The following is a 25,223-nucleotide window of genomic DNA, read 5'->3' on the forward strand; positions in this document are numbered from 1 at the left end:
CGGGGGACGACACCGGAGCGAGCGCCACTACGCCTTCTTCTTCACGTCCTTGACGTTGGAGAAGGTGATGCCCTCGGCGCGCTCGCGGGTGTAGCCGAGATAGAACTCGTTCTTGGCCATGAACACGGGATCGCCGTCGACGTCGTCGGCGATGCCGGAATTGTTGGCGGAGATGAAGGCGTCGAGCTGCTTGCGGTCGTCGGACGAGATCCAGCGCGCCAGCGAAAATTCGCTGATCTCGAACTCGACCGGCAGCGAATATTCCGCGTCGAGCCGCGCCTTCAGCACGTCGAGCTGCAGCGGGCCGACCACGCCGACCAGCGCCGGCGCGCCGTCGCGCGGGCGGAACACCTGCACGACGCCCTCCTCCGACATCTGCTGCAAGGCTTCCTTCAGCTTCTTCGCCTTCATCGCATCGGTCAGCCGGACGCGGCGGACGATTTCCGGCGCGAAGCTCGGCACGCCGACGAAGGTCAGATCCTCGCCCTCGGTCAGGGTGTCGCCGATCCTGAGCGTGCCGTGGTTCGGAATGCCGACGACGTCGCCGGCAAAGGCCTCGTCGGCGACCGAGCGGTCCTGCGCGAAAAAGAACTGCGGGCTCGACAGGCTCATGTTCTTGCCGGTGCGCACCAGCTTGGCCTTCATGCCGCGGCTGAGCTTGCCCGAGCACAGCCGGGCGAAGGCGATGCGGTCGCGGTGGTTCGGATCCATGTTGGCCTGGATCTTGAACACGAACGCGCTCATGCGCGGCTCCGATGCCTCGACCTTGCGCAAATCCGAGTCCTGCGCGCGCGGCGCTGGCGCGAACTTGCCGAGGCCTTCCAGCAGATCGCCGACGCCGAAATTGCGCAGCGCGCTGCCGAAATAGACCGGCGTCAGGTGGCCCTCGCGGAACGCAGCGAGCTCGAACGGCTTGCAGGCTTCCGAGGCCAGCGCGAGCTCGTCCTTGACTTCGGCGACGTCGAGATTGGGATTGCGCTTGCCGAGATCGGCGATGTCGATCTGCTCGGTGGCGCCGGTCTTGGCGCCGCCGCCCTCGAGCAGCCGCACGCCGCCATTGACGACGTCATAGGTGCCGAGGAAGTCGCGGCCACGGCCGACCGGCCAGGTCATCGGCGTCGTGTCGAGCGCCAGCGTCTTCTCGATCTCGTCCAGAAGCTCGAACGTGTCGCGGCTCTCGCGGTCCATCTTGTTAATGAAGGTGATGATCGGAATGTCGCGCAGCCGGCACACCTCGAACAGCTTTCGGGTGCGCGCCTCGATGCCTTTCGCCGCGTCGATCACCATCACCGCGGAATCGACCGCGGTCAGCGTGCGATAGGTATCTTCCGAAAAGTCCTCGTGGCCCGGCGTGTCCAAGAGGTTGAACACGAGGTCGTTGAACTCGAAGGTCATCACCGAGGTGACGACCGAGATGCCGCGCTCGCGCTCGATCTTCATCCAGTCCGAGCGCGTGTTGCGCCGCTCGCCCTTGGCCTTGACCTGGCCCGCAAGGTTGATGGCGCCGCCGAACAGCAGCAGCTTTTCCGTCAGCGTGGTCTTGCCGGCGTCCGGGTGCGAGATGATCGCAAAGGTGCGCCGTCGCGCCACTTCCTCAGAAAGCGGCGAGCGGGACGGCGATTCGGCTGAAACTGAAATGTCGGACATGGCGGGGCATTTGGCAGGGAAAACGGGCGCAATCAAGGGCGTTTTGTCGCAATGCGGAACGCCCGCACCATCCCCATATAGGCACCGGAAGGACGACCTTCTCCTCACCATACCGTTCGCGGGGACGACCCTGCCTTATCTGGAGGGTTCGTGATGGCTTGGACCATTCTGTTCACCGCTGGCCTGCTCGAGATCGGCTGGGCGATCGGGCTGAAATATACCGAAGGTTTCTCGCGGCTGGTGCCGTCGGTGCTGACGCTGGCGGCGATGGCCGGCAGCGTCATCCTGCTCGGCCTCGCGCTCAAGACGCTGCCGATTGGAACCGCCTATGCGGTCTGGACCGGGATCGGCGCGGTCGGCACCGCGGCGCTCGGCATCATCCTGCTCGGCGAACCCGCGACCGCGATGCGGCTTGCCAGCATCGGACTGATCGTTGCCGGCATCGTCGGGCTGAAGCTGGTCGGCTGATTACTCCTTTTTGGGACGCGTTTTCTTAACGCGAACCGGCTTCCACTTCGCTCGAAAACGCTACTTCAGAATCTGCACCGCCCAATAGCTCGCGGCTGCGACCGCGGCCGACGCCGGGATCGTGATCACCCAGGCGTAGACGATCGAGCTCGCCACATTCCAGCGCACGGCGGAAAGCCGCCGTGCGGCGCCGACGCCGACGATGGCGCCCGTGATGGTGTGCGTGGTCGATACGGGAACCCCGAGATAGGTCGCCATGAACAGCGTCACGGCGCCGCCGGTTTCGGCGCAGAAACCCTGCATCGGCGTCAGCTTGGTGATCCGCAGCCCCATGGTGCGGACGATCCGCCAGCCCCCCATCAGGGTACCCAGCGCCATTGCGCCCTGGCAGGCCAGCACCACCCAGAACGGAATTTCGAAGGTGTCGCCGAGATGGCCCTGCGAATACAGCAGCACGGCGATGATGCCCATGGTCTTTTGCGCGTCGTTGCCGCCATGGCCGAGCGAATAGAGCGACGCCGAGGCGAATTGCAGGATGCGGAATGCGCGATCGACCGCGAACGGCGTCGAGCGCACCGAGAGCCAGGACACGATCGCGACCAGCACCAGCGCCAGCAGGAAGCCGACCAGCGGCGACAGCACGATCGCGAGCAAGGTCTTGGAGAGCCCGCTCCACACCGCCGCCGAAATCCCCGCCTTCGCCATGCCGGCGCCGACCAGGCCGCCGATCAGCGCGTGCGAGCTCGACGACGGAATGCCCAGCGCCCAGGTGATCACGTTCCAGACGATCGCGCCGACCAATGCTGCGAAGATCACGGTCGCATCCACCACCGACGGCTCGATGATCCCGGTGCCGATCGTGTTGGCAACGTGCAGGCCGAACACCAGGAACGCGACGAAGTTGAAGAACGCCGCCCAGAACACCGCATATTGCGGCCGCAGCACGCGGGTCGAGACGATGGTCGCAATCGAGTTCGCGGCGTCGTGCAGGCCGTTCAGGAAGTCGAACAGCAGCGCGACCGCGATCAGGATGGTCAGAATTGGAAGACCCAGCGTGGCGTCCACGTGATGCCCCGCTCTACACTTGCTCGATCACGATCGAGTTGATCTCGTTGGCGACGTCGTCGAAACGGTCGGCCACTTTCTCGAGATGGTCGTAGATCTCCGCGCCGACGATGTAGTCCATCGTGTTGGCGTCGCGGTGCTTCAGGAACAGCTCCTTGAGCCCGATATCCTGGAGATCGTCGACCCGGCCCTCGAGCTTGGTCAGTTCCTCGGTGATCTGGGTCAGCATCGAGACGTTGTGGCCGATCGACTGCAACAGGGGCAGCGCGCGGCCGACCAGATTGGCGCATTCGACGATCAGGCCGCCCATCTCGCGCATCGGCGGCTCGAACTCGCGCACCTCGAACAGCATGACCGCCTTTGCGGTCGCCTGCATCTGGTCGACCGCGTCGTCCATCGAGGTGATCAGGTTCTTGATATCGCCACGATCGAACGGGGTGATGAAGGTGCGGCGAACCGCGGTCAGGACCTCGCGGGTGACGCTATCGGCGTCGTTCTCGAACTGATTGACGCGCTGGCAAAAGACCGGAGTCTCCTCCCCGCCCTTCAGCATGTCCTGCAACGCCAATGCGCATTGCACGGAGGTCCGGGCGTGTCGGGCGAACAGGTCGAAAAACCGCTCTTCCTTGGGCAGGAAGGCGCGAAACCAGCGCAGCATGTCTCAGTTCCATCATTCCGGGACAGCCCTTTTAGCGACTGTCACAGAACTGTCATAGAGCATCTGGCGGGGAAAGCATCGGGATCGACCGCCCGAGCGGGCGGTCGTCCACCGCTATGTCGGCCGAAAGTCGCCGGGACCTGCCCTACAGCGACCGCCGCAACAAATGGGCCAGCTCACCGACCAGGCCACGCCGGAACAGCAGCACGCAGGCCACGAAGATCACGCCCTGGATCACCGTCACCCACTGGCCGAAACCGGCGAGATATTGCTGCATGGCGATGATCACGAAGGCGCCGACCACCGGGCCGAAGATGGTGCCGAGACCGCCGACCAGCGTCATCAGCACGATTTCACCGGACATCGACCAGTGCACGTCGGTGAGCGAGGCATTCTGCGCCACGAACACCTTCAGCGAGCCGGCAAAGCCCGCCAGCGTGCCCGACAGGATGAAGGCGAGCAGCTTGTACTGGTCGGTCTTGTAGCCAAGCGAAATCGCCCGCGGCTCGTTTTCGCGGATCGACTTCAGCACCTCGCCGAACGGCGAGTTGATGGTGCGGTAGATCAGCAGGAACCCGGCGAGGAAGCCGACCAGCACGACATAGTAAAGCACCAGCGGCTTCGAGAGATCGAAGATGCCGAGCAGGTGGCCTTGCGGAATGCCCTGGATGCCGTCTTCACCATGGGTGAACGGCGCCTGCAAATAGAGGAAGTAAAGCAGCTGCGACAGCGCCAGCGTGATCATCGAGAAATAGATGCCCTGCCGCTTGATCGAGATGTAGCCGGTGACCAGGCCGAGCAAGGCCGCGGCCGCGGTGCCGACCAGGATGCCGAGCTCCGGCGTCAGCCCCCACACCTTCAGCGCGTGGGCCGAGACGTAGCCGGCGGTGCCGAGGAACATCGCGTGGCCGAACGACAGCAGGCCGCCATAGCCGATCAGGAGGTTGAAGGCGCAGGCGAGCAGCGCGAAGCACAGCGCCTGCATGACGAAGAACGGATAGATCCCCGTCCACGGCACGATCGCCAGCAGCAGCGCCATCGCGGCGAATACGATCATCTCGTCGCGCATCGCGCGCGGCGTGATCGGAAGTGTATCGTCGGTCAATGCTGACATATCAAGCCGCCCGTCCCGTCAGTCCCGTTGGCTTCACCAGCAACACCACCACCATCAGGACAAACACCACGGTGTTGGAGGCCTCGGGATAAAAATACTTGGTCAGTCCCTCGATCACGCCGAGCGCGAATCCGGTGATGATCGAGCCCATGATCGAGCCCATGCCGCCGATCACGACCACCGCGAACACCACAATGATGAGATCGGCGCCCATCAGCGGACGGACCTGGTTGATCGGCGCCGACAGCACGCCGGCAAGCGCGGCAAGACCGACGCCGAGCCCGTAGGTCAGCGTGATCATGCGCGGCACGTTGATGCCGAACGCGCGCACCAGCGTCGGGTTCTCGGTCGCGGCGCGCAGGTAGGCGCCGAGCTGCGTCTTCTCGATCAGGAACCAGGTCGCAAGGCACACCACGAGCGAGAAGATGACGACCCAGCCACGATAGATCGGCAGGAACATGAAGCCGAGATTGACGCCGCCCTTGAGCTGATCGGGGATCGAGTAAGGCAGGCCCGAGGAGCCGAAATAGTTCTGGAACACGCCCTGCACGATCAGCGCGATGCCGAAGGTCAGCAGCAATCCGTAGAGATGATCGAGGCCGGTCAGCCATTGCAGCATGGTCCGCTCGAGGATCATGCCGAAGATGCCGACCACGACGGGTGCGATGATCAGCGCCCACCAGTAATTGATGCCGCCCAGGTTGAGCAGGAAATACGCCACGAAGGCGCCCATCATGTAGAGCGCGCCATGCGCGAAATTGATGATGTTGAGCATGCCGAAGATGACGGCGAGCCCCAGACTGAGCAGCGCGTAGAACGAGCCGTTGATCAGTCCCACCAGAAGCTGTGCGTAGAGAGCCTGCATCGAATGAGCTTTCGCTAGATAGATGAAGCCCGCCGGCCACGCGCATGGCCGGCGGGCATGATCGTCACTTCTTCAGAAGCGCGCAGGTGCTCTTGTCGAGCGGCGTGAAGGCCTGGTTGCCCGGCACGGTGCCGACCAGCTTGTAGAAGTCCCACGGTCCCTTGGACTCCGAGGGCTTCTTCACTTCGAACAGGTAGGCGTCGTGGGTGACGCGGCCGTTGGCCTCGACCTCGCCCTTGCCGAACAACGGATCGTCGGTCGGGATCGTCTTCATCTTCGCGACCACCTTGGCGCCGTCATGCGGATTGCCGCCGAGCGCTTCCAGCGCCTTGAAGTAATGCATGAGGCCCGCATAGACGCCGGCCTGCACCATGGTCGGCGGCGCGCTGTTCTTCATCCGCTCCGAGAAGCGCTTGGAGAAGGCGCGGGTCTTGTCGTTGAGGTCCCAGTAGAACGTCTCGGTGAAGTTGAGGCCCTGCGCGGTCTCGAGCCCGATCGCCTTGACGTCGGTGAGGAACAGCAGCAGCGCCGCGAGCTTCTGGCCGCCCTTGACGATGCCGAACTCGGCCGCCTGCTTGATCGAGTTGGTGGTGTCGCCGCCGGCATTGGCGAGACCGATGATCTTGGCCTTGGAGGCCTGCGCCTGCAGCAGGAAGGAGGAGAAGTCGGCGGTGTTGAGCGGATGCTTGACGCCGCCGACCACCTTGCCGCCATTGGCGGTGACGACGGACGTGGTGTCGCGCTCGAGCGCGGCGCCGAACGCGTAATCCGCGGTGAGGAAGAACCAGGTGTCCCCGCCCGCCTTCACCAGCGCCTGGCCGGTGGCGTGGGCGAGCATGTAGGTGTCGTAGGTCCAGTGCACGGTATTCGGCGAGCACTGCGCGTTGGTGAGATCCGAAGTGGCGGCGCCCGAATTGATGTAGACGCCGTTCTTTTCCTTCACGACGTTGTTGACCGCGAGCGCGACGCCGGAATTCGGCACGTCGACGATGGTGTCGACCTTGTCGACGTCGAACCACTGGCGGGCGATGGTGGTGCCGATATCGGGCTTGTTCTGGTGATCGCCGGAGATCAGGTCGATGGTCCAGCCCTTGGCCTTGAGGCCGGAGTCCTCGATCGCCATCTGCGCCGCCAGCGTCGAGCCGGGGCCGGCGAGATCGGCGTAGAGGCCGGACTGATCCGACAGCGCGCCGATCTTGACCGTCTTGTCGAGCTTTTCCTGGGCGGAGGCGACGCTTGCGGCGGACAGCACCATCGCGGTGCCGAGCAGGAGCGCCGAAATCTTGTTCTTCATGTCGTATTCCCTCGTCCTAAATTTTCTGGTTCTGGCGATATCAGACGCCGAGATAGGTATGGAGCTTGTCCATGTTGGCCGACAGCTCGGAATTCGCGAAGCCGTCGATCACCTTGCCGTGCTCGACAATGTAGTAGCGGTCCGCAACGGTCGAGGCGAAACGGAAATTCTGTTCGACCAACAGGATCGTGAAGCCCTGCGACTTCAGGCGCGCAATGGTGTGCCCGATCTGCTGGATGATGACCGGCGCCAACCCTTCGGTCGGCTCGTCCAGCATCAGGAAGCGCGCGCCGGTGCGCAGGATGCGCGCAATCGCCAGCATCTGCTGCTCGCCGCCCGAGAGCTTGGTGCCCTGGCTGGTGAGGCGCTCCTTCAGGTTGGGAAACAGCGTGAAGATCTGGTCGAGCGGCAGGCCGCCCGGCCGCACCACCGGCGGCAGCAGCAGGTTCTCGCGCACGTCGAGGCTGGCGAAAATGCCGCGCTCCTCGGGACAGAATGCGATGCCGAGCCGCGCGATCTTGTCCGAGGTAGCGCGGATGATTTCCTGATTGTCGAAGCGGATCGAGCCGGAGCGCTTGTTGATGACGCCCATCACCGACTTCAACGTGGTGGTCTTGCCGGCGCCGTTGCGGCCGAGCAGCGTCACCACCTCGCCGGCCTTCACGTTGAAATTGATGCCGTGAAGGATGTGGGATTCGCCGTACCAGGCCTGCAGATCCTTGACCGTCAGCACGTCGGTGCCGGCCGCAGCGACGGGCTTCTCCGCCAGTTTTGCCTCAGCCATGACCCGCTCCCAGATAGGCTTCCTTCACGCGCTCGTCCTTGGAGAGGTCGGCGTAGTTGCCCTCCGCCAGCACCTGCCCGCGCGTCAGCACGGTGATGATGTCGGAGAGGTTGGCCACCACCGAGAGGTTATGTTCGACCATCAGGATGGTGTATTTCGCGGAGATCCGCTTGATCAGCGCCGCGATCTTGTCGATGTCCTCGTGGCCCATGCCGGCCATCGGCTCGTCGAGCAGCATCATCTCGGGGTCGAGCGCGAGCGTCGTTGCAATTTCAAGTGCGCGCTTGCGGCCGTACGGCATCTCGACCGCCGGCGTATTGGCGAATTCGCTCAAGCCGACGTCGTTCAGCAGCTCGTGGGCGCGCGGATTGAAGCGGTCGAGCACGCTTTTCGAACGCCAGAAATCGAACGACGAACCGTGCTGCCGCTGCAGCGCCACGCGAACGTTCTCGAGCGCCGTCAAATGCGGAAATACCGCCGAAATCTGAAACGAGCGGACCAGCCCGAGGCGCGCCACGTCGGCCGGCGGCATCGCGGTGATGTCGTGGCCCTTGTAGCGAATCTGGCCTGCCGACGGCTTCAGGAATTTGGTCAGCAGATTGAAACAGGTCGTCTTGCCGGCGCCGTTCGGCCCGATCAACGCATGGATACTGCCCCGACGCACTTTCAACGCGACGTCGCGAACGGCGAAGAAACCCGCGAATTCCTTGGTCAATCCGCTGGTTTCGAGGATGAACTCATCGGCCAAATAGATTCCCCCATACGCCATCGCTGCGAAGCCCCTCGCCCGCGTGGCCAGCTTTTTTCGTGTCCGACAGGCGTCCGATCCGTCTTGGAAACCGTCCGGGGCCCGTCGCCTCCGGGCCGGAATATGCCGTCATCTGCGGCGGTTACGCAAGGTGGAAAGCTGTGCACTGCGGCATCCGCGTGACCGGTTCCGGTTGATCCTTAGTCGAATGGCATTTCGGCGCGCTTTGCGCCTCGGGAAAGCGGTCGTTAACGGTGTTTTGCTCCGGACTCCCGCTTTCATAGAATATTTGCGCCTCTCGCCGAAGCTCCGGCCATTGCATGATGAACGGCTAGAGCCTTGCATTTCGAGCGCGCCAATCCTTCAGTCGTCAAATCGATCCCGCAACGTGATTTCCTCGGCACGTGGCTGCGACTTTATGCCCGCAGCCAAACCATCCCGCAGATCGATGAACTTGTCCCTGGCCGCATCCCGTCCGGGGATGTGCCTGAATTCGGCTAGCCGATGCAATTCAGAAGTGCCGATCCATCGGTGGTCAAATCGATCACGCAGCGTGTGCTGCTGAACGCCTGGCTGCGCGCGCTGCGCATGCCGGACGCGCTTCCCCTGCTGTGCGACTTCCACACCGAGGGCACCGCCGACGAGCGCGCCGACATGATGGGCTTTGACGTGGTCGGCAGTGGCGAGGCGGCACGTTTCCTGATTACGCAGGAAGGCGCGAGGCTGACGACGGCCTATGGCAACGAGCACATCGAGCCGCCGCTGCGCACCAACCGCTTTCTTGACGATGCGATCGGACCCGAGCGCTATGCCGGCGTGATCCTGTCCTATCGTGCTTGCCTCGCGCGCAAGCGTCCGACCTATACGGTTGCGGAGGTCACGGACGCCGACGGCAAGGACGTGTCCTATGAGCGGCTGCTGCTGCCGTTCGGACGCGGCGACAGCGTCGAGCACATCATCGGCTCCTACAAGGCGATCAGCATCGACGGCCGCTTCCGGCTGCACAACCTGATGGGCGTGAAGGCGAAGTCGGCCCCGGTGGTCACGGAGCGGGCGGTGATCGACCGCAGGTTCGTGCCGGCAGATCGTCCGGCAAGCCAGGATTCGGTCGAGCTGATCTAGACGCGTCGCGTCACGCGAAGCGGTCACGACATCGCTGGAAGCGCCTTAGCCCTTCTTGCGCGCCTTCGCCGGCACTTCCTTGGCGTAGATGTCCGGCTTGAAGCCGACCACGCGCTTGCCCCCGAGATCGAGCACCGGACGCTTGATCATCGAGGGTTGCTCGGCCATCAGCGCCAGCGCCTTGCGCTCGTTCAACCCTTCCTTGTCGGCATCGGGCAGCTTCTTGAAGGTCGTGCCGGCGCGATTGAGCAGCGTCTCCCAGCCGACCTCGTCGCTCCACTGCTTGAGCTTGTCCTTGGCGATCCCGGCGGTCTTGTAGTCGTGGAAGTCGTAGGCGACGCCGTGATCGTCGAGCCAGGCCCGCGCCTTCTTCATGGTGTCGCAGTTCTTGATGCCGTAGATGGTGATGGTCAAAGCCGTTCCCCGCATGCGATTGCGGCGGGGAAATTAGCCTCGCGGCAATCCCGGCGCCAGATCGGAGCCATCAGGTCTCCACACCGATATTGCCGGCGTTCAGTGCGCGTAGCACGTGAAGACGAAATCGTGATCGCTGGCGTGCGCCTCGTGGCAGGCAAAACACGTCTCGTGCTGGGCGGCATCGACCGGCTTGCCGTCGATGAAGCGGCCAAAGCCCCAGCCGCCGGTCGATGCATATTTGGCCGCGTCCTTGACCATGACCTGGACCGTGGTCGCCGGCCCCGTGATGAAGGCGCCGTTGAGGCCTGCAACCGGCTTGCGCTTCCAGGCCAGCTTGACCAGCACGGTGCCGTCGGGGAAACGCGCGGCGCCGTCCTGATAGGCCTTCACGGCGGTGGCGTTGCCGAGCACGCTGCGCAGTTCGTCGAGCCTGGTCTCCTCGCCGACCGCGATCAGCTTCCAGTCGCGATAGCCGTCGGGGATTTTCACGCCGAAGATCGGCGATGCCAGTGCGGCGTCATCGGCATGTCCGACGGCAAACGGCAATGACGCGCTGATGCAGGCTGCCGCGATCGCGGCAGCTGCCCATTTCAAAACCTGTCTCATGATCCTCGATCCGCTCCGTCTCAGACCTTGCTGACGTCGATGATGGCCTGGACGAAGGCCTGCGGCGCTTCCTGCGGCAGATTGTGGCCGATGCCGCCGGTCAGGAGCCGATGCTCGTAATGGCCGGAGAACTTCTTGGCATAGGCCGCGGGCTCCGGATGCGGCGCGCCGTTGGCATCGCCCTCCATCGTGATGGTCGGGATCGCGATGGCAGGCGCCTGCGCCAGCGTCTTCTCGAAGGCATCGTACTTCGCCTCGCCCTCCGCGAGACCTAACCGCCAGCGGTAATTGTGGATCACGATCTCGACGTGATCGGGGTTCTCGAACGCGGCTGCGCTGCGGTCGTAGGTGGCGTCGTCGAACTTCCACTGCGGCGAGGCAAGCTGCCAGATCAGCTTGTTGAAGTCGTGCCGGTTCTTGGCATAGCCCTCGCGGCCGCGCTCGGTCGCGAAGTAGAACTGGTACCACCATTGCAGCTCGGCCTTCGGCGGCAGCGGCATCTTGCCGGCCGCCTGGCTGCCGATCAGATAGCCGCTGACCGAGACCATCGCCTTGCAGCGCTCGGGCCAGAGCACCGCCATGATGTTGGCGGTGCGCGCACCCCAGTCGTAGCCGCCGAGCACGGCCTTTTCGATCTTCAGGACGTCCATCAGCGCGATGATGTCGGCGGCGACCGCGACCGGCTGGCCGCTGCGCTTGGTATCGCCCGAGAGGAAGCGCGTGGTGCCATAGCCGCGCAGATGCGGCACGATCACGCGGTAGCCGGCCTCGGCCAGCGCCGGCGCGACGTCGGCATAGCTGTGGATGTCGTAGGGCCAGCCGTGCAGCAGGATCACCGCGGGACCGGACGCAGGACCCATCTCGACATAACCTGTATCAAGCACGCCGGCATTGATCTGCTTGACGGGACCGATCGAGGTGTGGGCGCCAGCCTTTATCGCAGGCAGCGCCGGTTTGGACTGGGCCTGAGCCGAACCGATGAAGCCGAGCCTGGAGGCGGCAAGGATCCCGCCGGCGATGCCAAGGAAGCGGCGGCGCTGCTGATTGATGGACTGCGACATGGCGATCTCCTTAAGTCTGGTGTCGGAATTGAATATTGCAGAGACCGACCCCGTCCGCTTTCAGAGGACGTGGATTTGTCCTTCAGACCGTCGTGATTTTGGCTCCACGCCGCCTGTGCTAGGTTCCGCCACGCATTCAGCTGCCGGCCACCGGACCTTCCAATTTGACCTACTACTTCAATGACTTCACCCTCGATTCCGAACGCCGGGAACTGCGCCGTGGCGATGCTCTGGTGGCCGTCGAGCCGCAGGTCTTCGACCTCCTCGAATTCCTGATCCGCGCCCGCGATCGGGTGGTCAGCCGCGACGAGGTGCTGGCCGCCGTCTGGCACGGCCGGATCGTCTCGGAAGCGACGCTGAGCAGCCGGGTCAATGCGGCGCGGACGGCGATCGGCGACAATGGCGAGGAGCAGCGGCTGATCCGCACCCTGCCCCGCAAGGGTCTCCGCTTTGTCGGCGATGTCAGGGAGGACACCGCGCACGATCGTCCGGCTGCAGGCAATGCCAGCCCGCCGCGGCCGAGCGAGGGCCCGTCGATCGCGGTGCTGCCCTTCACCAATATGAGCGGCGATCCCGAGCAGGATTATTTCGCCGACGGCATCGCCGAGGACATCACCACCGCGCTCGCGCGTTGCAGCCGCCTCACGGTGATCGCGCGCAACTCCGCCTTCACCTACAAAGGCAAGGCGGTCGACATCCGCCAGGTCGGCCGCGATCTCGGCGTCGGCTATGTGCTCGAAGGCAGCGTCCGCCGCGGCGGCGATCGGTTGCGCATCACCGGGCAGTTGATCGACGCCAGCTCCGGCGCGCATCTGTGGGCCGACCGCTTCGACGGCGCGGCCGCCGACGTGTTCGACCTGCAGGACCGCATCACCGAGAACGTGGTCGGCGCGATCGAGCCGACCCTGCTCGTCGCGGAAGCCGAGCGGCTGCGGGCGGCGCCGCCGGACAGGCTCGACGCCTACGACCTGCTGCTGCGCGCCTACAGCCTGCGTTACGAGTTCACGCCCGAGAGCATGGAAGCCGCGCTCGATTGCCTCGACCAGGCGCTGGCGCTCGACCCCGCCTATGCGCCCGCGCTGGCGGCCTCCGCCTATTGTCATGCGATGCGCCATGTCCAGGGCTGGCTGAAGCCGAACGACGCCTACCGGGAGCGCGCGGTGGCGCAGGCCTGGCGCGCGGTCGAGCTCGCGCCCGGTGACCCGCAGGTGTTGTGGATGGCGGCGTTCGCGATCTGGAACATGGCCGACGAGATCGAGCCCGCGCGCGACCTGTTCGAGCGGTCGCTTGCGATCAATCCGAACTCGGCGATGGCGCTCGTGCTCGGCGGCTGGATCGAGGCGATGCGCGGCAATCAGAAAGCTGGCCGCGCCATGATCGAGCGCGCGCAACGGCTGAACCCGCGCGACCCGCGCGGCTGGTTCGCTGCCGCGGCGCTGGCGATCTGCGCGGTGCTCGACCGGAATTTCGCCGAAGCGGTGATGTGGGCCGACAAGGCGCTGGCGCAGAACCGCCGCTTCGCGGTGGCGCTGCGCGTCCTGATCGTGGCGCTGGTGAAGACCGGCGACACCGCACGCGCGGCCCAGATCGCGCGCGAGCTGCTCAAGGTCGACCCGGAGTTCACGATCTCCGGCTTCCTGTCGCGGATCCCGTTCCCGGTGGAAGCGATGTCCGCGACTTATCGTGAAACCCTCACGGCGGCCGGCGTCCCGGACTGACGCCGCTCGGAGGACGCGACGATCATTCACCCGCTGGTTAGGCCAAAATACCTCCATCGACCACCAAGGCATGGCCGACCACAAAGCTTGCCGCCGAGCCGCATAACCATAGAACAGCCGCAGCGATTTCTTCAGGTTCGCCAAGGCGTCCGATCGGTTCGGCTGCTACGAACGCCTTGACGATCTCTGGATCGTTGTTCTTTGTAACCCGCTTCGCCATCGGAGTATTGCCGATAATGCCCGGGCAGACTGCGTTGATACGGATGCCCTTCCCGGCATAATCGAGTGCGGAGGCGCGGGTGAGACCTATCACCCCGAATTTGCTGGCGGAATAGGCGGCGCGCCCTTTGGAGCCCCTCATCCCGCCGATCGACGAGCAGTTGACGATTGCGCCGCTTCTTTGTGCGGTCATGTGGCGAAGCTCCGCCTTCATGCAGTTCCACACACCGCGCAGATTGACATCGATGATGTTGTCAAACTCGGCATCTTCCGTTTCAACCAATGGCGCAGCATCGCAGTTTATGCCCGCATTGTTGAAAGCTGCATCGAGCTTCCCGTAAGTCTCGATCGCCTGCTCGATCATTGCGTTCACCTGGCCCCGATCCGTTACATCGCAGCCGATGGCAAGGACGTCATGACCCGCGGATCGCAGTTCCGCAGCGGCAGTTTCGAGCAACGCTGTGTTGCTGTCTGCAACGACCACGGACGCGCCTGCAACACCAAATGCCCTGGCTGTCGCCAGACCAATGCCACCAGCGGCGCCGGTAACAAGCGCAACCTTTCCTTCGAAGCTGTCTACCATTGCTGACCTTTCAAAATGCTGGATCTCGTCGAGCAGGCGACGCTGCTCAGAGTGACGGAATTGGCTTACTCAGCTTGCTCAGTGTCGTCACGCGCGCATGCGGGTGATCCAGTATTCCAGAGGCGCCGATTGTTGAGCCGAGAGGCCGCGGCGTACTGGGTCGCCCGGTCGAGTGCCGGGCGATGACAGGTGGAGGGGACAAGGCTCTCTCCACTTGTCGTCCCTGCCGAGTGCGCTATTGCGCACGGAGCAGGGACCCATATTCCGCGGCGGATGTTGTGGACGGGCCTCGTCGTTCTGGCATCGCTCGACGATGACCATCGGTGGTTATGGGTCCCTGCTTTCGCACTAGTGCATCTACACGTTTGTCGGGCCATTTGCGAGGATTTGGAAGCGGGCCATTCCGGTGTGGAAGGTGATTGGTCCAGGTGGACGGTGGGAGGCGTAGCCGGTCCATCCGCCGAGTTTTGCGATGATCCATGCCGCCCAAGCAAGAGTGTTGGGGCGATGGTGGTTTTTCTGAAGCTCGGTGCGACCTTTCATGGTTTTGTTGATGGCCCTGAGCGTCTCGATCTCTTCTGCGGTGAAGACAAATTCAGCCGGCAATTCTTCGCCACTGTTGCGGGCCTGAACGAGTTGAATGACGATACATGCCGCTCTGGTGGCGACCGCCACGAGCTTGATCAGGCCTTCGGCGCTCTCGATCTGACTATCCTCGATGCGCAAACCCTGGCTCTTCAGCGAGCGAAAGAGTTGCTCAATGATCCAGCGCTGGCGGTACCAGGAGACGATCTGCCAGGCGTCTTTAACGGTGGCGACCGGATGAGTGGTCAGGAGCAGCCAGCGAATGGGCTCCGCACCTCTCGGCGGATGCAACTCGACCACTTCTACGAAGCTGAGTTTGATGCCCTCCGCCAAGTCGGTGACGCCGGGCCTCTGCGGCCGCTTGAGCACGACGGTTCCGAAGCGCATCGAGAGATGGGCCTGCCGGCCGCGCCGATCCATTCGCTGCGGCAGATCGATCACCGCGTTGTCGCAGAAGCGGCTCCGCTCGACCGCCTGATAAAGTGTGTCGCCATCGACCAGCGCATGGTCGTGCATGGCACGCGACAGAAGATGGACATTCTCAGCTGGCGTCAGCGCCCAGTGAGCAAAGAAATCCCCCTCGCGGTCGTTGACGACGGTGATCATGCGGGCATCTGCCAGGACGTCGCGGCCTTGCTCGGCGGCCGTCACCCAGCGCGCCGACTCCTTGTCGGCCAAGGCGCGCCGCTCATGCGGGATTTTTACCTTGCCTTTGCGCGTCCAAACGTTGCCGCCAGTAAGGCCAAGACAGACCCCGCTGTCGGCATCCACCGCCATCATCGCATGCAACAGCACGCCGCGAGCATTGCCCTTGCCGACTTTGCCCAGCCCGCGCCGCCGTCCCGCCTGGGTCTGGAACTTGACCTCGCTCGTATCCTGGATCGCCAGCACATGACGCCCGCTGACCGCAGTCCGCGTCTGCGCGCTCCAGCCCTCAATCAATTTATCGATCGTGACTTGGGGGTTGTTCACAAACCGCCAGAACGCCATATTGGCAGCCCAATCGCCCCGGGCCATCTGGCGCAAGCAGACGCTGCGCGTGCAAAGCATAGCCCGGAGAAGCGTCGCCCCCTTTTGTCGAGACGAACGTCCCCGAACTCACCCAAAGACAAATCCGGCTGCATCGCTGGCGCTCCTTCGAATCAAAGCGCCAGTGAGAGAATCATACAACATGCTGCAGAGACGCCACTTCTTGCTGCACCGAGTCAATCTGTCGCGCCCCAAAACCGTGTAGACACGCTAGTGCTTTCGCAGGGACGACGGTGAGGATGAGTCGCAATTCAAGATGCCACACCCCGCGGCGTCATCGCCCGGCCGGGCGACGACAACGGTGGGTGAGGACAAAGCTTCGCATCCTCTCAGAGTCCGTCCACAGTGTGCCTTCGGGAGCGACGCCAGGGCGTCCGCGCCACATCGGCGGAGGCGTCGATCATTTCGTCTTTGCGCTGAGCCCTCAACTCACCTTCGATACTGCTCATCGGAGACCTTCTCCATCCAATCCACGTTCTTGCCATTCACTGATTCCTGGATGGCGATATGCGTCATTGCGGTGGTAGGCGAAGCGCCGTGCCAGTGCTTCAGCCCGGGCGGAAACCACACGACGTCGCCTGGACGGACCTCCTTGACGGGCCCGCCCTCGCGCTGCACCCAGCCGAGCCCCGCCGTGATGATCAGCGTTTGCCCGAGCGGATGCGTGTGCCAGGCGGTCCGGGCGCCGGGCTCGAACGTGACTTGGCCGGCGCCGACGCGTGCGGGATCCGGAGCTTGGAACAGAGGATCGATGCGGACCGATCCGGTGAACCAGTCCGCAGACCCCTGGGCAGCGGGACGAGAGCCGTTTCGTTTGATGTCGATATCCATATCCGAACTCCTTCGCTGCACGTTCGAGGTTTCCGCGGTGGCGCTCGTCGCGGCGAATGCAGCAAACGCCGCGGTGGCGACGACGACTTGTCGACGTGAATACGTCATTGCTAGCGGGGCCTTTTCTCGATGACTTCCTTGACCACCGCTGCGGCCGAGAACGCGTTGGGCCAACCCGCATAGAAAGCAAGATGGCCGACGACCTCTCCGGCCGCCTCCTTTGTCAACCCGTTGTCCATCGCCCGGTTCAAATGATAGGTGACCTGGGCGACCTGGCCGGTCGCGACCAAGGCGCTGACGGTGACCAGGCTCCTGTCCCGCGGCGCGAGTCCCGGCCTCAGCCAGAGGTCTCGGAACAGCACATCGGTCGTGTACTGCACGAGGCTGGGCGTGATCTGTCCGAATTGCTGCCCGACGCGCGTGGCACGCTGCGACTCCGCCGCCTCATCCAGGGGAAGTTGTGGTCCGGAAGCCGGCGGCAGTTGATCGGCTCCGATATTGCGACTCTTGAACACGTCCTTTGTTGCCGGAACGGCGTCGATGGCGTTGGCCCAGCCGGTATAGAATGCAAGATGCGTGATGATCTCCGAGATCTCGGCGGGCTTCACGCCGCTGTCGAGCGCGACATTGAGATAGTACGGCAGTTCGACCGTCTGATCGCGCGCGATCAGAGCGGCGACGGTAACGATGCTCCTGTCGCGCGCCGACAGTCCCGGGCGCTTCCACAGATCGCCGAGCACGACGCCTTTGGCATATTTTTCGAGGACGGGCGCGACGGCGCGAATGTCTTCTGACGTAGGCATGACCTTGGTTCCTTCCATCCTGGTCGCCGCCGTCCGGGCAGAGGTCTGTGCCACCAGGCAAAGCGTAATGGCGACCGTCGCGAGGGCTCTCATTAGGAACTCCTTCTTGTTGAACGTGACCCCGCCCGGCTGAATCCGCGCAAAATGCCTAAGATCGGCATACCCCACGGTATGGTCCTCAGTGCGCGGTGAAGCCGCCGTCGACCGGCAGGCCCACGCCGATGACAAAACTCGCGGCCGGACTGCATAGCCACAACACGGCGGCTGCGACCTCCTCGGCCCGGCCGAGGCGGCCGATTGGCTGCTGCTTCATGATTTCGGCCATCGCGTCGGCCTGGCCTTTGAGCATGTCGGCGACCATCGGCGTATCGATTGTGCCGGGGCAGACCGCGTTGATGCGGATACCGCGCGGGGCATATTCGACACCCGCGCTCTTGGTCATTCCGAGCACGGCGTGTTTGGTGCCGTGATAGGCTGCGCGTTGCGGGAGGCCGACGAGACCGCCCAAAGAAGAGCAATTGACGATCGCGCCGCTCCCTTGATCGCGCATCACGCGCAGCTGATGCTTCATGCAGGTCCAGACCCCGCGCTGGTTTACCGCGGTGACGCGCTCGAAATGCTCGATCGGCTCCTCGGCGGCGTCCGACGGCGGCACTTGGATGCCCGCGTTGTTGAACGCCATGTCGAGCCGTCCGTATTCTGCGACCGCGCGATCGACCATCGCCGCCACCTGCGCCTCGTCGGCGACGTCGCAGGCCAAGCCGATTGCGGTGCCGCCGTCTCGGATGATCCGCTCCGCCTCCTTCGCGGCGAGATCGCCGTCCAGGTCGGCCAGCACGACGGAGGCGCCGCTCTCGGCGAACATCCGCGCCGTTGCCAGTCCCATGCCCTTGGCGGCACCGGTGACCAGGGCCACCTGTCCTTTGAAATCATAGACGGGGTTCATTCAGCTCCTCATTTCATCTTGCAGGATCATTCGATCCGTTCGGTTGTCATGCCGGTTTCAGCGCCTCCGCCTCGAATGCCCCTCGGCCAGGACACCGGGCACGCCCGCTCTCGTGACGAGTGCCATCGAATGGCGCTCCCTGCCGCCGCGCGTCGCGCCGACCAGGCTGAACCTAGGTCTTTCGGACGTTAAAGATTAGGTGATAGAACCTGATTGGAATCATTAGTGGAGCTTATGAATGGACCGCGAGAACGCAGGCGACCTCCTCGCATTTCTGGCGGTCGCGAGGGAACGCAGCTTCACAGGCGCGGGAGCCAAGCTCGGCATTTCGCAATCCGCTCTCAGCCAGACCGTCCGCGGTCTGGAGGAACGGCTCGGGGTGAGGCTCCTCAACCGCACCACGCGAAGCGTTGCACCGACCCCGGCGGGAGAGCGCCTGCTCCGGAGCATCGGGCCGAAATTTGAGGAAATGGACGCCGAGCTGTCGGCCCTTGGCGAGCTGCGGGAGAAACCGGCCGGCAACATCCGGATCACGGCGACCGAACACGCCGCCGAAGCGATCCTGCTGCCCGCCCTGGCGAAGATCCTGCCGAATTACCCGGACATCAGCGTCGAAGTCATTGTCGACTACGGCCTCGCGAACATCGTTGCGCAGCGATACGACGCTGGCATCCGGCCCGGCGAACTGGTCGCGAAAGACATGATTGCCGTTCGAGTCGGACCGGATTTGCGGTCCGCGGTCGTGGGCGCTCCGTCATATTTTGCCAACCGAAAGAGGCCGCGCACGCCCCAGGATCTGACCAGCCACAACTGCCTGAACCTGCGCTTGCCGACCCATGGCGGGCTCTACGCTTGGGAATTCGAGAAGGACGGCCGCGCGCTCAACGTGCGGGTCGACGGCCAGCTCGTTTTCAATGGCGCAGGACCGCTCTTGCAAGCGGCGTTGAACGGCTTTGGCCTCGCATACCTGATGGAGCGTAACGTGCAGCCCTACGTCTCCGACGGACGGCTCGTTCGGGTGCTGTCGGATTGGTGTCCTCCATTTTCCGGATACCACCTGTACTACCCTAGCCGTCGTCAATCTTCACCGGCATTCTCGCTGCTGGTTGACGCTCTTCGATATCGAGGGAAGTAGGCGGCACTTCTGCTTGTGGGCCTTCGGCGATCTCGCGAGATGACCGCTTTTCCGCCGCTGTGGGGGTTAAGCGGGGATCAGGCGCCAGCCGCTTATCAGTACACGGCCCAGGCAGTAGACTTGTAAGCGCGAAGCCACAGCCGGATTGAAGCGAGCATTACAATCCCGGTGATCTCGCCGCCCAAGCCTTGGTGGCCTGGCAGCTCTCCATCGCTCGGACGTAGGCAGGGCGTGCCGTCGTGCGGGCGAGATAGTCCCGCTCGGTAGGACCGGGGACGTAATTGCCGGTTCGCATGCCGAGCAGGAGGGCGTAGCTCACCGAGATATCGGCAGCGGTGAATCGGTCGCCGGCGAGATAGGGGCAATCCGCGAGGCGGCGGATAACCAACCCCAGCCGGCTCTCGAAGGTCTCGAATGCCCAACAAGTAACCCGGGCATCTCGCTCGGCTTCGGGCGCCAGTTGGCGACCGACAATGACGGCGTTCATCGGCCCGGCGAGCCCGGCCTCGCCCAGATGGAGAAATTGCAGATAGGACGCGAAGGCGGGATCGTCAGGGGCGACGGCAAGCGAACCTGAGCCGTGGCGGGCGAGCAGGTACTCAAGAATCGCGATCGATTCGACCATGATCGTCTCGCCGTCCTGCAGTACGGGAATGAAGCCGGCGGGATTGATGGCGAGGAAATCGCGATCAACCCCGCCGGCTGCGAGCAGATCGACCGGGCGCAGCCGATAAGCCAATCCCAATTCCTCGAGCAGCCAGACAACACGGAAGCCACGACCTTCGCCATAGACGGTGAGCATAGTTAAGCATTCCTGGATTGGGCTGGATGAACGAACTCGCAGAGGCAAGCCAGCGGCGCAACGGACGATCGATGACGCATCATACACTCAAGGCTTGGCGCATAGTTGTCATCCTACCGTGCGGGCGCTTCCACCTTACGAGTTCACGACCTGGGCTGCGGCCGCGAACAAGGCGCGTTCCCTCTCCCGCCTGCGACGTGGAAGCGTCGGTTGCAGAAGCCCGCAAATGCCATATGCGAAAGCCGTGGGACGAGCGGACGCCTGCGCAATTTCGGAATATTAGAAGAATATCCCTGAGTTGCCCGACGTGTCAAGTTGCTTGGTCGAACAGTTGCTTGGTCGAACAGTGCTTGGTCGAACAGTTGCTTGGTCGAACGCCGGCTGCCACCGGCAGCGTTGCATGGGGTTGTTTTCGATCTTTTGGCAGCGCCCCTGCGACGGCCCCATCACTTCATAGTGCTCTAGCCTGAGCCGCCCGGCTCGAGCGCCTCGCCGAGCTCGAGCGGATGCGCCATCGTCTCGTGCAGCGCTTGCTTGTCGAGCTCGCCTTCCGACAGGCTGATCACGACGCAGGCGACGCCGTTGCCGATCAGGTTGGTGAGCGCGCGGCACTCGCTCATGAACTTGTCGATGCCGACCAGGATCGCGATCGACTGGATCGGAATATCGGGCACGATCGACAGCGTTGCGGCGAGCGTGATGAAGCCGGCGCCGGTGACGCCGGACGCGCCCTTCGAGGTGATCATGGCGATGCCCAAAATGCCGAGCTCCTGCCAGATCGTCAGATGCGTGTTGGTGGCCTGCGCCAGGAACAGCGTCGCCAGCGTCATGTAGATGTTGGTGCCGTCGAGATTGAAGCTGTAGCCGGTCGGCACCACGAGGCCGACCACCGAGCGCGAGGCGCCGAGATGCTCCATCTTCTGGATCATCTGCGGCAGCACCGTCTCCGACGACGATGTGCCGAGCACGATCAGGAGCTCGTCCTTGATATAGGCGATGAAGCGGATGATCGAGAAGCCGGCGAGCCGTGCGATGGCGCCCAGCACGATCAGCACGAACAGGATGCTGGTGAGATAGAAGGTCGCGATCAGCGCCGCCAGATTCAACAGCGAGCCGAGGCCGTAGGCGCCGACCGTAAAGGCCATCGCGCCGAATGCGCCGAGCGGCGCGACGCGGACGATGATCCGGATGATGCCGAAGAACATCTTGGCGGCCGTGTCGATCGCGGACGCAATCGGCTCGCCGACCTTGCCCATGAGAGCGATGGCGAAGCCCGAGAGAATCGAGATCAGCAGCACCTGCAACAGGTCGCCACGCGCGACCGCGCCGAGATAGCTGTCCGGAATGATCGCCATCAGATGGGCAACGATGCCCTGCTCTTTGGCCTGCGTGACGTAATTGGAGACCGATTTCGGATCGATCGTGGAAGGATCGATGTTGAAGCCGTGGCCGGGCTGCAGCAGCTCGCCGACCAGAAGACCGACCGCAAGCGCCACCGTCGACACCGCCTCGAAATAGATCAGGGTCTTCAACCCGACCCGGCCGACGCGCTTGAGGTCGCCCATCGAGGAGATGCCGTGCACCACGGTGCAGAAGATGACCGGCGCGATCATCATCTTGATCAGCGCGATGAAGCCGTCGCCCAGCGGCTTCAATTCCTTGCCGAGATTCGGATAGAAATATCCGATCAGGACACCTGCCACGATCGCGATCAGCACCTGGACGTAGAGGATCTTGTACCAGGGCTGATGACGGGGATGGGCAACGGGCTTGATCGCGGCTGTGGTCATGAGGTGCCCCGGCTGGGATGAACTCAACTGGTGATGCCATCTTGGCGGAGCCGCGCGCAAGCGACAATGCCCATTCGTGGCGTCGCGAGCGCACACGAATCTGTCATAGACTGCGGCCGGCTCGCACCGGGAGGCTGGGAATGGAATTCACGGCATTGTTTCTCGCCATCACCATCGCCATGCTGGTGGCCTGGCGTGGCCCGCGGCCCGTCGCGATCGGCCTGTTCGCGGTGATCCTGATCGCCTGCGTCGCGACCTTGCTGCACCACGCCACCGACCGTCTCACCTTGTCGTTCTGAGGCCGGCCATGAACGACACGCAGGCCGTCACCCTCAATGCCGTCGCGCTCTATGGGCTGGCGCTGGTACTGGCCGCCGCCTTTGCCGCGCAGCTGCTGCTCCACGAGCTGCCCTGTCCGCTCTGTCTGTTGCAGCGCATCCTGTTCGCCCTGCTGGCGATCGGGCCGATCCTCAATATCCGCTTCGGGCCACGGCCGAGTCATTATGCGTTGTCGCTGCTGACGGCCACGGTCGGCGCCACGGTCTCGATCCGGCAGGTGCTGCTGCACATCCTCCCCGGCGACGCGGGTTACGGTTCGGCGCTGCTCGGCTATCATTATTATACGTGGGCGCTGATCGGATTCATCGCCGCGATCGTGCTACTCGCGGCGATGCTGCTGTTCGACCGCCAGTTCGAGCACCGCGGGGCGCCGGGCAGCTCGCCCGGCAGGTTCGCGCAAGCTGCGGTATGGCTGGTGGTCGGGCTGACGGCACTGAATGTGCTCTCCACCCTGCTCGAGTGCGGCTTTGCCGCCTGCGCCGACAATCCCGTCGTCTATGAGCTGCTGAAGTAGGTTGCTTAGGGACGCTTCGGAATATTCAATCCGCGCTCCACCGCCGGCCGCTTGAGACCGCGCTCCAGCCAGGCCGCGACCTGCGTGAACTGGTCGAATTCGACGAGCTCGCGCGCACCGTAGAAGCCGATCAGATTGCGCACCCAGCCGAGCATCGAGATGTCGGCGATGCTGTATTCATCGTCCATGAACCACTGCCGTCCGGCGAGATGCGTCTCCATCACGCCGAGCAGGCGCTTCGACTCGGCGATGTAGCGCTGCAGCGGCCGCTTGTCCTCGTAATCCTTGCCGGCGAATTTGTGGAAGAAGCCGACCTGGCCGAACATCGGTCCGATGCCGCCCATCTGGAAATGCACCCACTGGATGGCCTGATAGCGGCGCGCGACGTCCACCGGCAACAGCTTGCCGGTCTTGTCGGCGAGATATTGCAGGATAGCGCCGGATTCGAACAATGGCAGCGGCTTGCCGCCGGGGCCGTTGGGATCGAGGATCGCCGGAATCTTGCCGTTCGGGTTCAGCGACAGGAACTCCGTCGTCTTCTGGTCATCCTTGTTGAAGTCGACGAGGTGGACCTCGTAGGGCAGCCCGATCTCCTCGAGCATGATCGAGACCTTCACGCCGTTCGGCGTCGGCAGCGAATAGAGCTGCAGGCGGTCCGGATGCTGGGCGGGCCAGCGTTTTGTGATGGGAAAGGCAGACAAGTCGGTCATGTCGACATTCTTTTGCAGGGTTGTTGTTGGACGGCTAATGTACGGAGCTCAGTGAAAGCCGCAAGGTCTGCAACCGGCCATGAACGATCAACAGACGGGCGCAACGACAGGCGCAATGCTCGGCCTCTCCGACGACGAACTCGCAACGCACCCGACCGTGTTCGCCCCCGATGCGCTCGCCGGTCGGGTGGTCGTGGTGTCCGGCGGCGCCGGCGGCATCGGCAGCGCCATCGCATGGCTGTTCGCCCGGCTCGGCGCGCATGTCGTCGTCGCAGGCCGCAATGCCGGCAGGCTCGACGCACTGGTCGATCGTCTCGTCCATCGCGGGCTCAAGGCGTCCGCGCATGTCGCCGACATCAAGGATCCCGACGCGGTCGATGCAATGTTCGAGGCGCTGTGGACCGAGCACGGCCGTGTCGATCATCTCGTCAACAGCGCCGGCGGCCAGTTCCCGCACCCCGCGATCGACGTCTCGATCAAGGGCTGGAATGCGGTCATCAACACCAACCTCAACGGCACCTGGTACATGATGCAGGCCGCGGCGCAGCGCTGGCGCGACCGCAAGCATCCCGGCAGCATCGTCAACATCGTCGTGGTCACGACGCACGGCCTCTACGGCATTGCGCACTCGATCGCGGCACGCTCCGGTGTGATCGGCCTGTCGCGCGCACTCGCGGTCGAATGGGCGCCGCTGAACATCCGCATCAACTGCATCGCGCCCGGCGCGATCGAGACCGAGGGTTGGAACGTTTACAGCGAAGCGGCGCGCGCCGCCTACCCGCGCTCCAATCCGATGATGCGCCCGGGCACGCCCTGGGACATTGCGGAGGCAGCCGCCTACCTCGCCGCGCCCTCCGGCAAGTTCATCACCGGCGAGACGCTGACCGTCGACGGCGGCGGCCAGCATTGGGGCGAGACCTGGACGACCGGCAAGCCCGACTATTTCAGAGGCGGCGAATAACGCACGCATGGCGGTCGCCCTGACGCACTTGCGTCACTTGCCGTCGTCGAAGCTGACGATGACGGCGGCATTCGCGATCAGGATCGGGTCGTTGCCGAGATCGGACGGAATCTCGAGCCCGCCCGCGATCGCCTTCACGGTCTTGGTGCCATAGGGCAATTCCTTCGCGACCGCTTCGATATCGACATCTTCGGGATTCGGCACGGCGATCGTGACGTCGACGAACATGTCGTTGGCGGTCTTGCCGAGCATGCGGAAGAAGCCGAGGCTGGAATGGCGGATGGCGTCCGAGACGGCCCGCTTGGCGGCCTTGGTGGCGTCGCGGCCATGGACGTCGACGCCCATGCCCATTTCGGTGATACAGCGCACGCGTGTCATGAAGGTTCCTGTTGTCGTTGGCGTGAGAGAC

Annotated in this window: 28 protein-coding genes; 8 read left to right on the top strand and 20 right to left on the bottom strand. The window is 63.8% G+C overall.

Features of this window, described 5'->3' with window-relative positions; all coding sequences use genetic code 11:
- Window positions 1-27 precede the first annotated feature (27 nt).
- Window positions 28-1,647, bottom strand: coding sequence for a peptide chain release factor 3 (locus J2R78_RS38930; RefSeq protein WP_028335130.1), 1,620 nt, complete (start codon window positions 1,645-1,647; stop codon window positions 28-30).
- 153 nt (window positions 1,648-1,800) lie between these two features.
- Between J2R78_RS38930 and sugE the strand changes: the two genes are divergently transcribed.
- Window positions 1,801-2,115, top strand: coding sequence for a quaternary ammonium compound efflux SMR transporter SugE (sugE, locus tag J2R78_RS38935; protein ID WP_016839884.1), 315 nt, complete (start codon window positions 1,801-1,803; stop codon window positions 2,113-2,115).
- Window positions 2,116-2,175: 60 nt separating this feature from the next.
- Here sugE and J2R78_RS38940 read toward each other — a convergent pair whose 3' ends face one another.
- The 7 genes from J2R78_RS38940 to J2R78_RS38970 form a co-directional block, all read right to left on the bottom strand.
- The gene (locus J2R78_RS38940) at window positions 2,176-3,180 is read right to left on the bottom strand and encodes an inorganic phosphate transporter (RefSeq protein ID WP_092088304.1); all 1,005 of its coding nucleotides are present in this window, start codon (window positions 3,178-3,180) and stop codon (window positions 2,176-2,178) included.
- 13 nt (window positions 3,181-3,193) lie between these two features.
- On the bottom strand, window positions 3,194-3,838 hold the full coding sequence (locus J2R78_RS38945; RefSeq protein ID WP_057019846.1) for a DUF47 domain-containing protein: 645 nt from the start codon (window positions 3,836-3,838) through the stop codon (window positions 3,194-3,196).
- A gap of 145 nt (window positions 3,839-3,983) precedes the next feature.
- A complete protein-coding gene (locus J2R78_RS38950; RefSeq protein ID WP_057019845.1) occupies window positions 3,984-4,952 on the bottom strand; it encodes a branched-chain amino acid ABC transporter permease in 969 nt (322 codons plus the stop codon).
- 1 nt (window position 4,953) lies between these two features.
- The gene (locus J2R78_RS38955) at window positions 4,954-5,817 is read right to left on the bottom strand and encodes a branched-chain amino acid ABC transporter permease (RefSeq protein ID WP_016839880.1); all 864 of its coding nucleotides are present in this window, start codon (window positions 5,815-5,817) and stop codon (window positions 4,954-4,956) included.
- 64 nt (window positions 5,818-5,881) lie between these two features.
- Window positions 5,882-7,111, bottom strand: a complete 1,230-nt coding sequence (locus J2R78_RS38960; RefSeq protein ID WP_253608945.1) for an ABC transporter substrate-binding protein — start codon at window positions 7,109-7,111, stop codon at window positions 5,882-5,884.
- 40 nt (window positions 7,112-7,151) lie between these two features.
- Window positions 7,152-7,895: an ABC transporter ATP-binding protein gene (locus J2R78_RS38965; protein WP_253608946.1), complete on the bottom strand. Its 744-nt coding sequence runs from the start codon at window positions 7,893-7,895 to the stop codon at window positions 7,152-7,154.
- Window positions 7,888-8,643, bottom strand: coding sequence for an ABC transporter ATP-binding protein (locus tag J2R78_RS38970; protein ID WP_016839877.1), 756 nt, complete (start codon window positions 8,641-8,643; stop codon window positions 7,888-7,890). The genes J2R78_RS38965 and J2R78_RS38970 overlap by 8 nt, the downstream gene beginning before the upstream one ends.
- Before the next feature lie 339 nt (window positions 8,644-8,982).
- Between J2R78_RS38970 and J2R78_RS38975 the strand changes: the two genes are divergently transcribed.
- On the top strand, window positions 8,983-9,144 hold the full coding sequence (locus tag J2R78_RS38975) for a hypothetical protein (protein WP_225159108.1): 162 nt from the start codon (window positions 8,983-8,985) through the stop codon (window positions 9,142-9,144).
- A gap of 3 nt (window positions 9,145-9,147) precedes the next feature.
- Window positions 9,148-9,765 carry a hypothetical protein gene (locus tag J2R78_RS38980; protein ID WP_253608947.1) on the top strand — a complete coding sequence of 206 codons (618 nt, stop codon included), beginning with the start codon at window positions 9,148-9,150 and terminating at the stop codon, window positions 9,763-9,765.
- 45 nt (window positions 9,766-9,810) lie between these two features.
- Here the strand turns inward: J2R78_RS38980 and J2R78_RS38985 are convergent, their stop codons facing one another.
- From J2R78_RS38985 to J2R78_RS38995, 3 genes are all read right to left on the bottom strand, one after another.
- Complete coding sequence (locus J2R78_RS38985) at window positions 9,811-10,179, bottom strand: ArsC family reductase (protein ID WP_085967190.1); 369 nt, start codon at window positions 10,177-10,179, stop codon at window positions 9,811-9,813.
- A 99-nt stretch (window positions 10,180-10,278) separates the two neighbouring features.
- Window positions 10,279-10,788, bottom strand: coding sequence for a cytochrome P460 family protein (locus J2R78_RS38990; protein ID WP_253608948.1), 510 nt, complete (start codon window positions 10,786-10,788; stop codon window positions 10,279-10,281).
- 20 nt (window positions 10,789-10,808) lie between these two features.
- Window positions 10,809-11,849: an alpha/beta fold hydrolase gene (locus tag J2R78_RS38995; RefSeq protein ID WP_253608949.1), complete on the bottom strand. Its 1,041-nt coding sequence runs from the start codon at window positions 11,847-11,849 to the stop codon at window positions 10,809-10,811.
- Window positions 11,850-12,013: 164 nt separating this feature from the next.
- Between J2R78_RS38995 and J2R78_RS39000 the strand changes: the two genes are divergently transcribed.
- A complete protein-coding gene (locus J2R78_RS39000; RefSeq protein WP_253608950.1) occupies window positions 12,014-13,567 on the top strand; it encodes a winged helix-turn-helix domain-containing tetratricopeptide repeat protein in 1,554 nt (517 codons plus the stop codon).
- Between the two features lie 37 nt (window positions 13,568-13,604).
- On the opposite strand, the gene J2R78_RS39005 is transcribed toward J2R78_RS39000, so the two are convergent.
- The 5 genes from J2R78_RS39005 to J2R78_RS39025 all read right to left on the bottom strand — a co-directional run bounded on the left by J2R78_RS39005 (window position 13,605) and on the right by J2R78_RS39025 (window position 18,563).
- Window positions 13,605-14,369, bottom strand: a complete 765-nt coding sequence (locus J2R78_RS39005) for an SDR family NAD(P)-dependent oxidoreductase (protein ID WP_253608951.1) — start codon at window positions 14,367-14,369, stop codon at window positions 13,605-13,607.
- Window positions 14,370-14,726: 357 nt separating this feature from the next.
- Window positions 14,727-15,971 carry an IS4 family transposase gene (locus tag J2R78_RS39010; protein ID WP_229193590.1) on the bottom strand — a complete coding sequence of 415 codons (1,245 nt, stop codon included), beginning with the start codon at window positions 15,969-15,971 and terminating at the stop codon, window positions 14,727-14,729.
- Window positions 15,972-16,412: 441 nt separating this feature from the next.
- Complete coding sequence (locus J2R78_RS39015; protein ID WP_253610027.1) at window positions 16,413-16,808, bottom strand: cupin domain-containing protein; 396 nt, start codon at window positions 16,806-16,808, stop codon at window positions 16,413-16,415.
- Between the two features lie 116 nt (window positions 16,809-16,924).
- On the bottom strand, window positions 16,925-17,710 hold the full coding sequence (locus J2R78_RS39020) for a carboxymuconolactone decarboxylase family protein (RefSeq protein WP_253610028.1): 786 nt from the start codon (window positions 17,708-17,710) through the stop codon (window positions 16,925-16,927).
- Window positions 17,711-17,795: 85 nt separating this feature from the next.
- Complete coding sequence (locus J2R78_RS39025) at window positions 17,796-18,563, bottom strand: SDR family NAD(P)-dependent oxidoreductase (protein ID WP_253608952.1); 768 nt, start codon at window positions 18,561-18,563, stop codon at window positions 17,796-17,798.
- Window positions 18,564-18,801: 238 nt separating this feature from the next.
- Between J2R78_RS39025 and J2R78_RS39030 the strand changes: the two genes are divergently transcribed.
- A complete protein-coding gene (locus tag J2R78_RS39030; RefSeq protein ID WP_253608953.1) occupies window positions 18,802-19,698 on the top strand; it encodes a LysR family transcriptional regulator in 897 nt (298 codons plus the stop codon).
- A gap of 157 nt (window positions 19,699-19,855) precedes the next feature.
- On the opposite strand, the gene J2R78_RS39035 is transcribed toward J2R78_RS39030, so the two are convergent.
- Both J2R78_RS39035 and J2R78_RS39040 read right to left on the bottom strand, forming a co-directional pair.
- Window positions 19,856-20,500 carry a glutathione S-transferase family protein gene (locus tag J2R78_RS39035; protein WP_253608954.1) on the bottom strand — a complete coding sequence of 215 codons (645 nt, stop codon included), beginning with the start codon at window positions 20,498-20,500 and terminating at the stop codon, window positions 19,856-19,858.
- 461 nt (window positions 20,501-20,961) lie between these two features.
- On the bottom strand, window positions 20,962-22,290 hold the full coding sequence (locus J2R78_RS39040) for a dicarboxylate/amino acid:cation symporter (RefSeq protein ID WP_076831866.1): 1,329 nt from the start codon (window positions 22,288-22,290) through the stop codon (window positions 20,962-20,964).
- 140 nt (window positions 22,291-22,430) lie between these two features.
- Here J2R78_RS39040 and J2R78_RS39045 point away from each other — a divergent pair, with 140 nt between their 5' ends.
- Together J2R78_RS39045 and J2R78_RS39050 are read left to right on the top strand one after the other, a co-directional pair.
- Complete coding sequence (locus J2R78_RS39045) at window positions 22,431-22,589, top strand: DUF5993 family protein (protein ID WP_016842788.1); 159 nt, start codon at window positions 22,431-22,433, stop codon at window positions 22,587-22,589.
- A gap of 8 nt (window positions 22,590-22,597) precedes the next feature.
- Window positions 22,598-23,143 (top strand): disulfide bond formation protein B, encoded by a 546-nt coding sequence (locus J2R78_RS39050; protein WP_253608955.1) that lies wholly within the window; start codon window positions 22,598-22,600, stop codon window positions 23,141-23,143.
- 5 nt (window positions 23,144-23,148) lie between these two features.
- Here J2R78_RS39050 and J2R78_RS39055 read toward each other — a convergent pair whose 3' ends face one another.
- A complete protein-coding gene (locus J2R78_RS39055) occupies window positions 23,149-23,853 on the bottom strand; it encodes a glutathione S-transferase family protein (protein ID WP_253608956.1) in 705 nt (234 codons plus the stop codon).
- 79 nt (window positions 23,854-23,932) lie between these two features.
- Between J2R78_RS39055 and J2R78_RS39060 the strand changes: the two genes are divergently transcribed.
- Window positions 23,933-24,814: an SDR family oxidoreductase gene (locus J2R78_RS39060; protein ID WP_253608957.1), complete on the top strand. Its 882-nt coding sequence runs from the start codon at window positions 23,933-23,935 to the stop codon at window positions 24,812-24,814.
- A 33-nt stretch (window positions 24,815-24,847) separates the two neighbouring features.
- Here the strand turns inward: J2R78_RS39060 and J2R78_RS39065 are convergent, their stop codons facing one another.
- Complete coding sequence (locus J2R78_RS39065) at window positions 24,848-25,192, bottom strand: Lin0512 family protein (protein ID WP_076831854.1); 345 nt, start codon at window positions 25,190-25,192, stop codon at window positions 24,848-24,850.
- Between the last annotated feature and the right edge of the window lie 31 nt (window positions 25,193-25,223).

The organism is Bradyrhizobium sp. USDA 4538, assembly GCF_024171045.1.
GTDB lineage: Bacteria > Pseudomonadota > Alphaproteobacteria > Rhizobiales > Xanthobacteraceae > Bradyrhizobium > Bradyrhizobium australafricanum.

Coding starts and splice junctions, on each gene's coding strand:
- sugE (WP_016839884.1), top strand. CDS start 1,801: ATGGCTTGGACCATTCTGTTCACCGCTGGCCTGCTCGAGATCGGCTGG.
- J2R78_RS38965 (WP_253608946.1), bottom strand. CDS start 7,895: ATGGCTGAGGCAAAACTGGCGGAGAAGCCCGTCGCTGCGGCCGGCACC.
- J2R78_RS39065 (WP_076831854.1), bottom strand. CDS start 25,192: ATGACACGCGTGCGCTGTATCACCGAAATGGGCATGGGCGTCGACGTC.
- J2R78_RS39040 (WP_076831866.1), bottom strand. CDS start 22,290: ATGACCACAGCCGCGATCAAGCCCGTTGCCCATCCCCGTCATCAGCCC.
- J2R78_RS38950 (WP_057019845.1), bottom strand. CDS start 4,952: ATGTCAGCATTGACCGACGATACACTTCCGATCACGCCGCGCGCGATG.
- J2R78_RS38980 (WP_253608947.1), top strand. CDS start 9,148: ATGCAATTCAGAAGTGCCGATCCATCGGTGGTCAAATCGATCACGCAG.
- J2R78_RS38955 (WP_016839880.1), bottom strand. CDS start 5,817: ATGCAGGCTCTCTACGCACAGCTTCTGGTGGGACTGATCAACGGCTCG.
- J2R78_RS39055 (WP_253608956.1), bottom strand. CDS start 23,853: ATGACCGACTTGTCTGCCTTTCCCATCACAAAACGCTGGCCCGCCCAG.
- J2R78_RS39025 (WP_253608952.1), bottom strand. CDS start 18,563: ATGAACCCCGTCTATGATTTCAAAGGACAGGTGGCCCTGGTCACCGGT.
- J2R78_RS38960 (WP_253608945.1), bottom strand. CDS start 7,111: ATGAAGAACAAGATTTCGGCGCTCCTGCTCGGCACCGCGATGGTGCTG.
- J2R78_RS39035 (WP_253608954.1), bottom strand. CDS start 20,500: ATGCTCACCGTCTATGGCGAAGGTCGTGGCTTCCGTGTTGTCTGGCTG.
- J2R78_RS39010 (WP_229193590.1), bottom strand. CDS start 15,971: ATGGCCCGGGGCGATTGGGCTGCCAATATGGCGTTCTGGCGGTTTGTG.
- J2R78_RS39050 (WP_253608955.1), top strand. CDS start 22,598: ATGAACGACACGCAGGCCGTCACCCTCAATGCCGTCGCGCTCTATGGG.
- J2R78_RS38945 (WP_057019846.1), bottom strand. CDS start 3,838: ATGCTGCGCTGGTTTCGCGCCTTCCTGCCCAAGGAAGAGCGGTTTTTC.
- J2R78_RS39020 (WP_253610028.1), bottom strand. CDS start 17,710: ATGAGAGCCCTCGCGACGGTCGCCATTACGCTTTGCCTGGTGGCACAG.
- J2R78_RS39030 (WP_253608953.1), top strand. CDS start 18,802: ATGGACCGCGAGAACGCAGGCGACCTCCTCGCATTTCTGGCGGTCGCG.
- J2R78_RS38995 (WP_253608949.1), bottom strand. CDS start 11,849: ATGTCGCAGTCCATCAATCAGCAGCGCCGCCGCTTCCTTGGCATCGCC.
- J2R78_RS39005 (WP_253608951.1), bottom strand. CDS start 14,369: ATGGTAGACAGCTTCGAAGGAAAGGTTGCGCTTGTTACCGGCGCCGCT.
- J2R78_RS38990 (WP_253608948.1), bottom strand. CDS start 10,788: ATGAGACAGGTTTTGAAATGGGCAGCTGCCGCGATCGCGGCAGCCTGC.
- J2R78_RS39045 (WP_016842788.1), top strand. CDS start 22,431: ATGGAATTCACGGCATTGTTTCTCGCCATCACCATCGCCATGCTGGTG.
- J2R78_RS38930 (WP_028335130.1), bottom strand. CDS start 1,647: ATGTCCGACATTTCAGTTTCAGCCGAATCGCCGTCCCGCTCGCCGCTT.
- J2R78_RS39060 (WP_253608957.1), top strand. CDS start 23,933: ATGAACGATCAACAGACGGGCGCAACGACAGGCGCAATGCTCGGCCTC.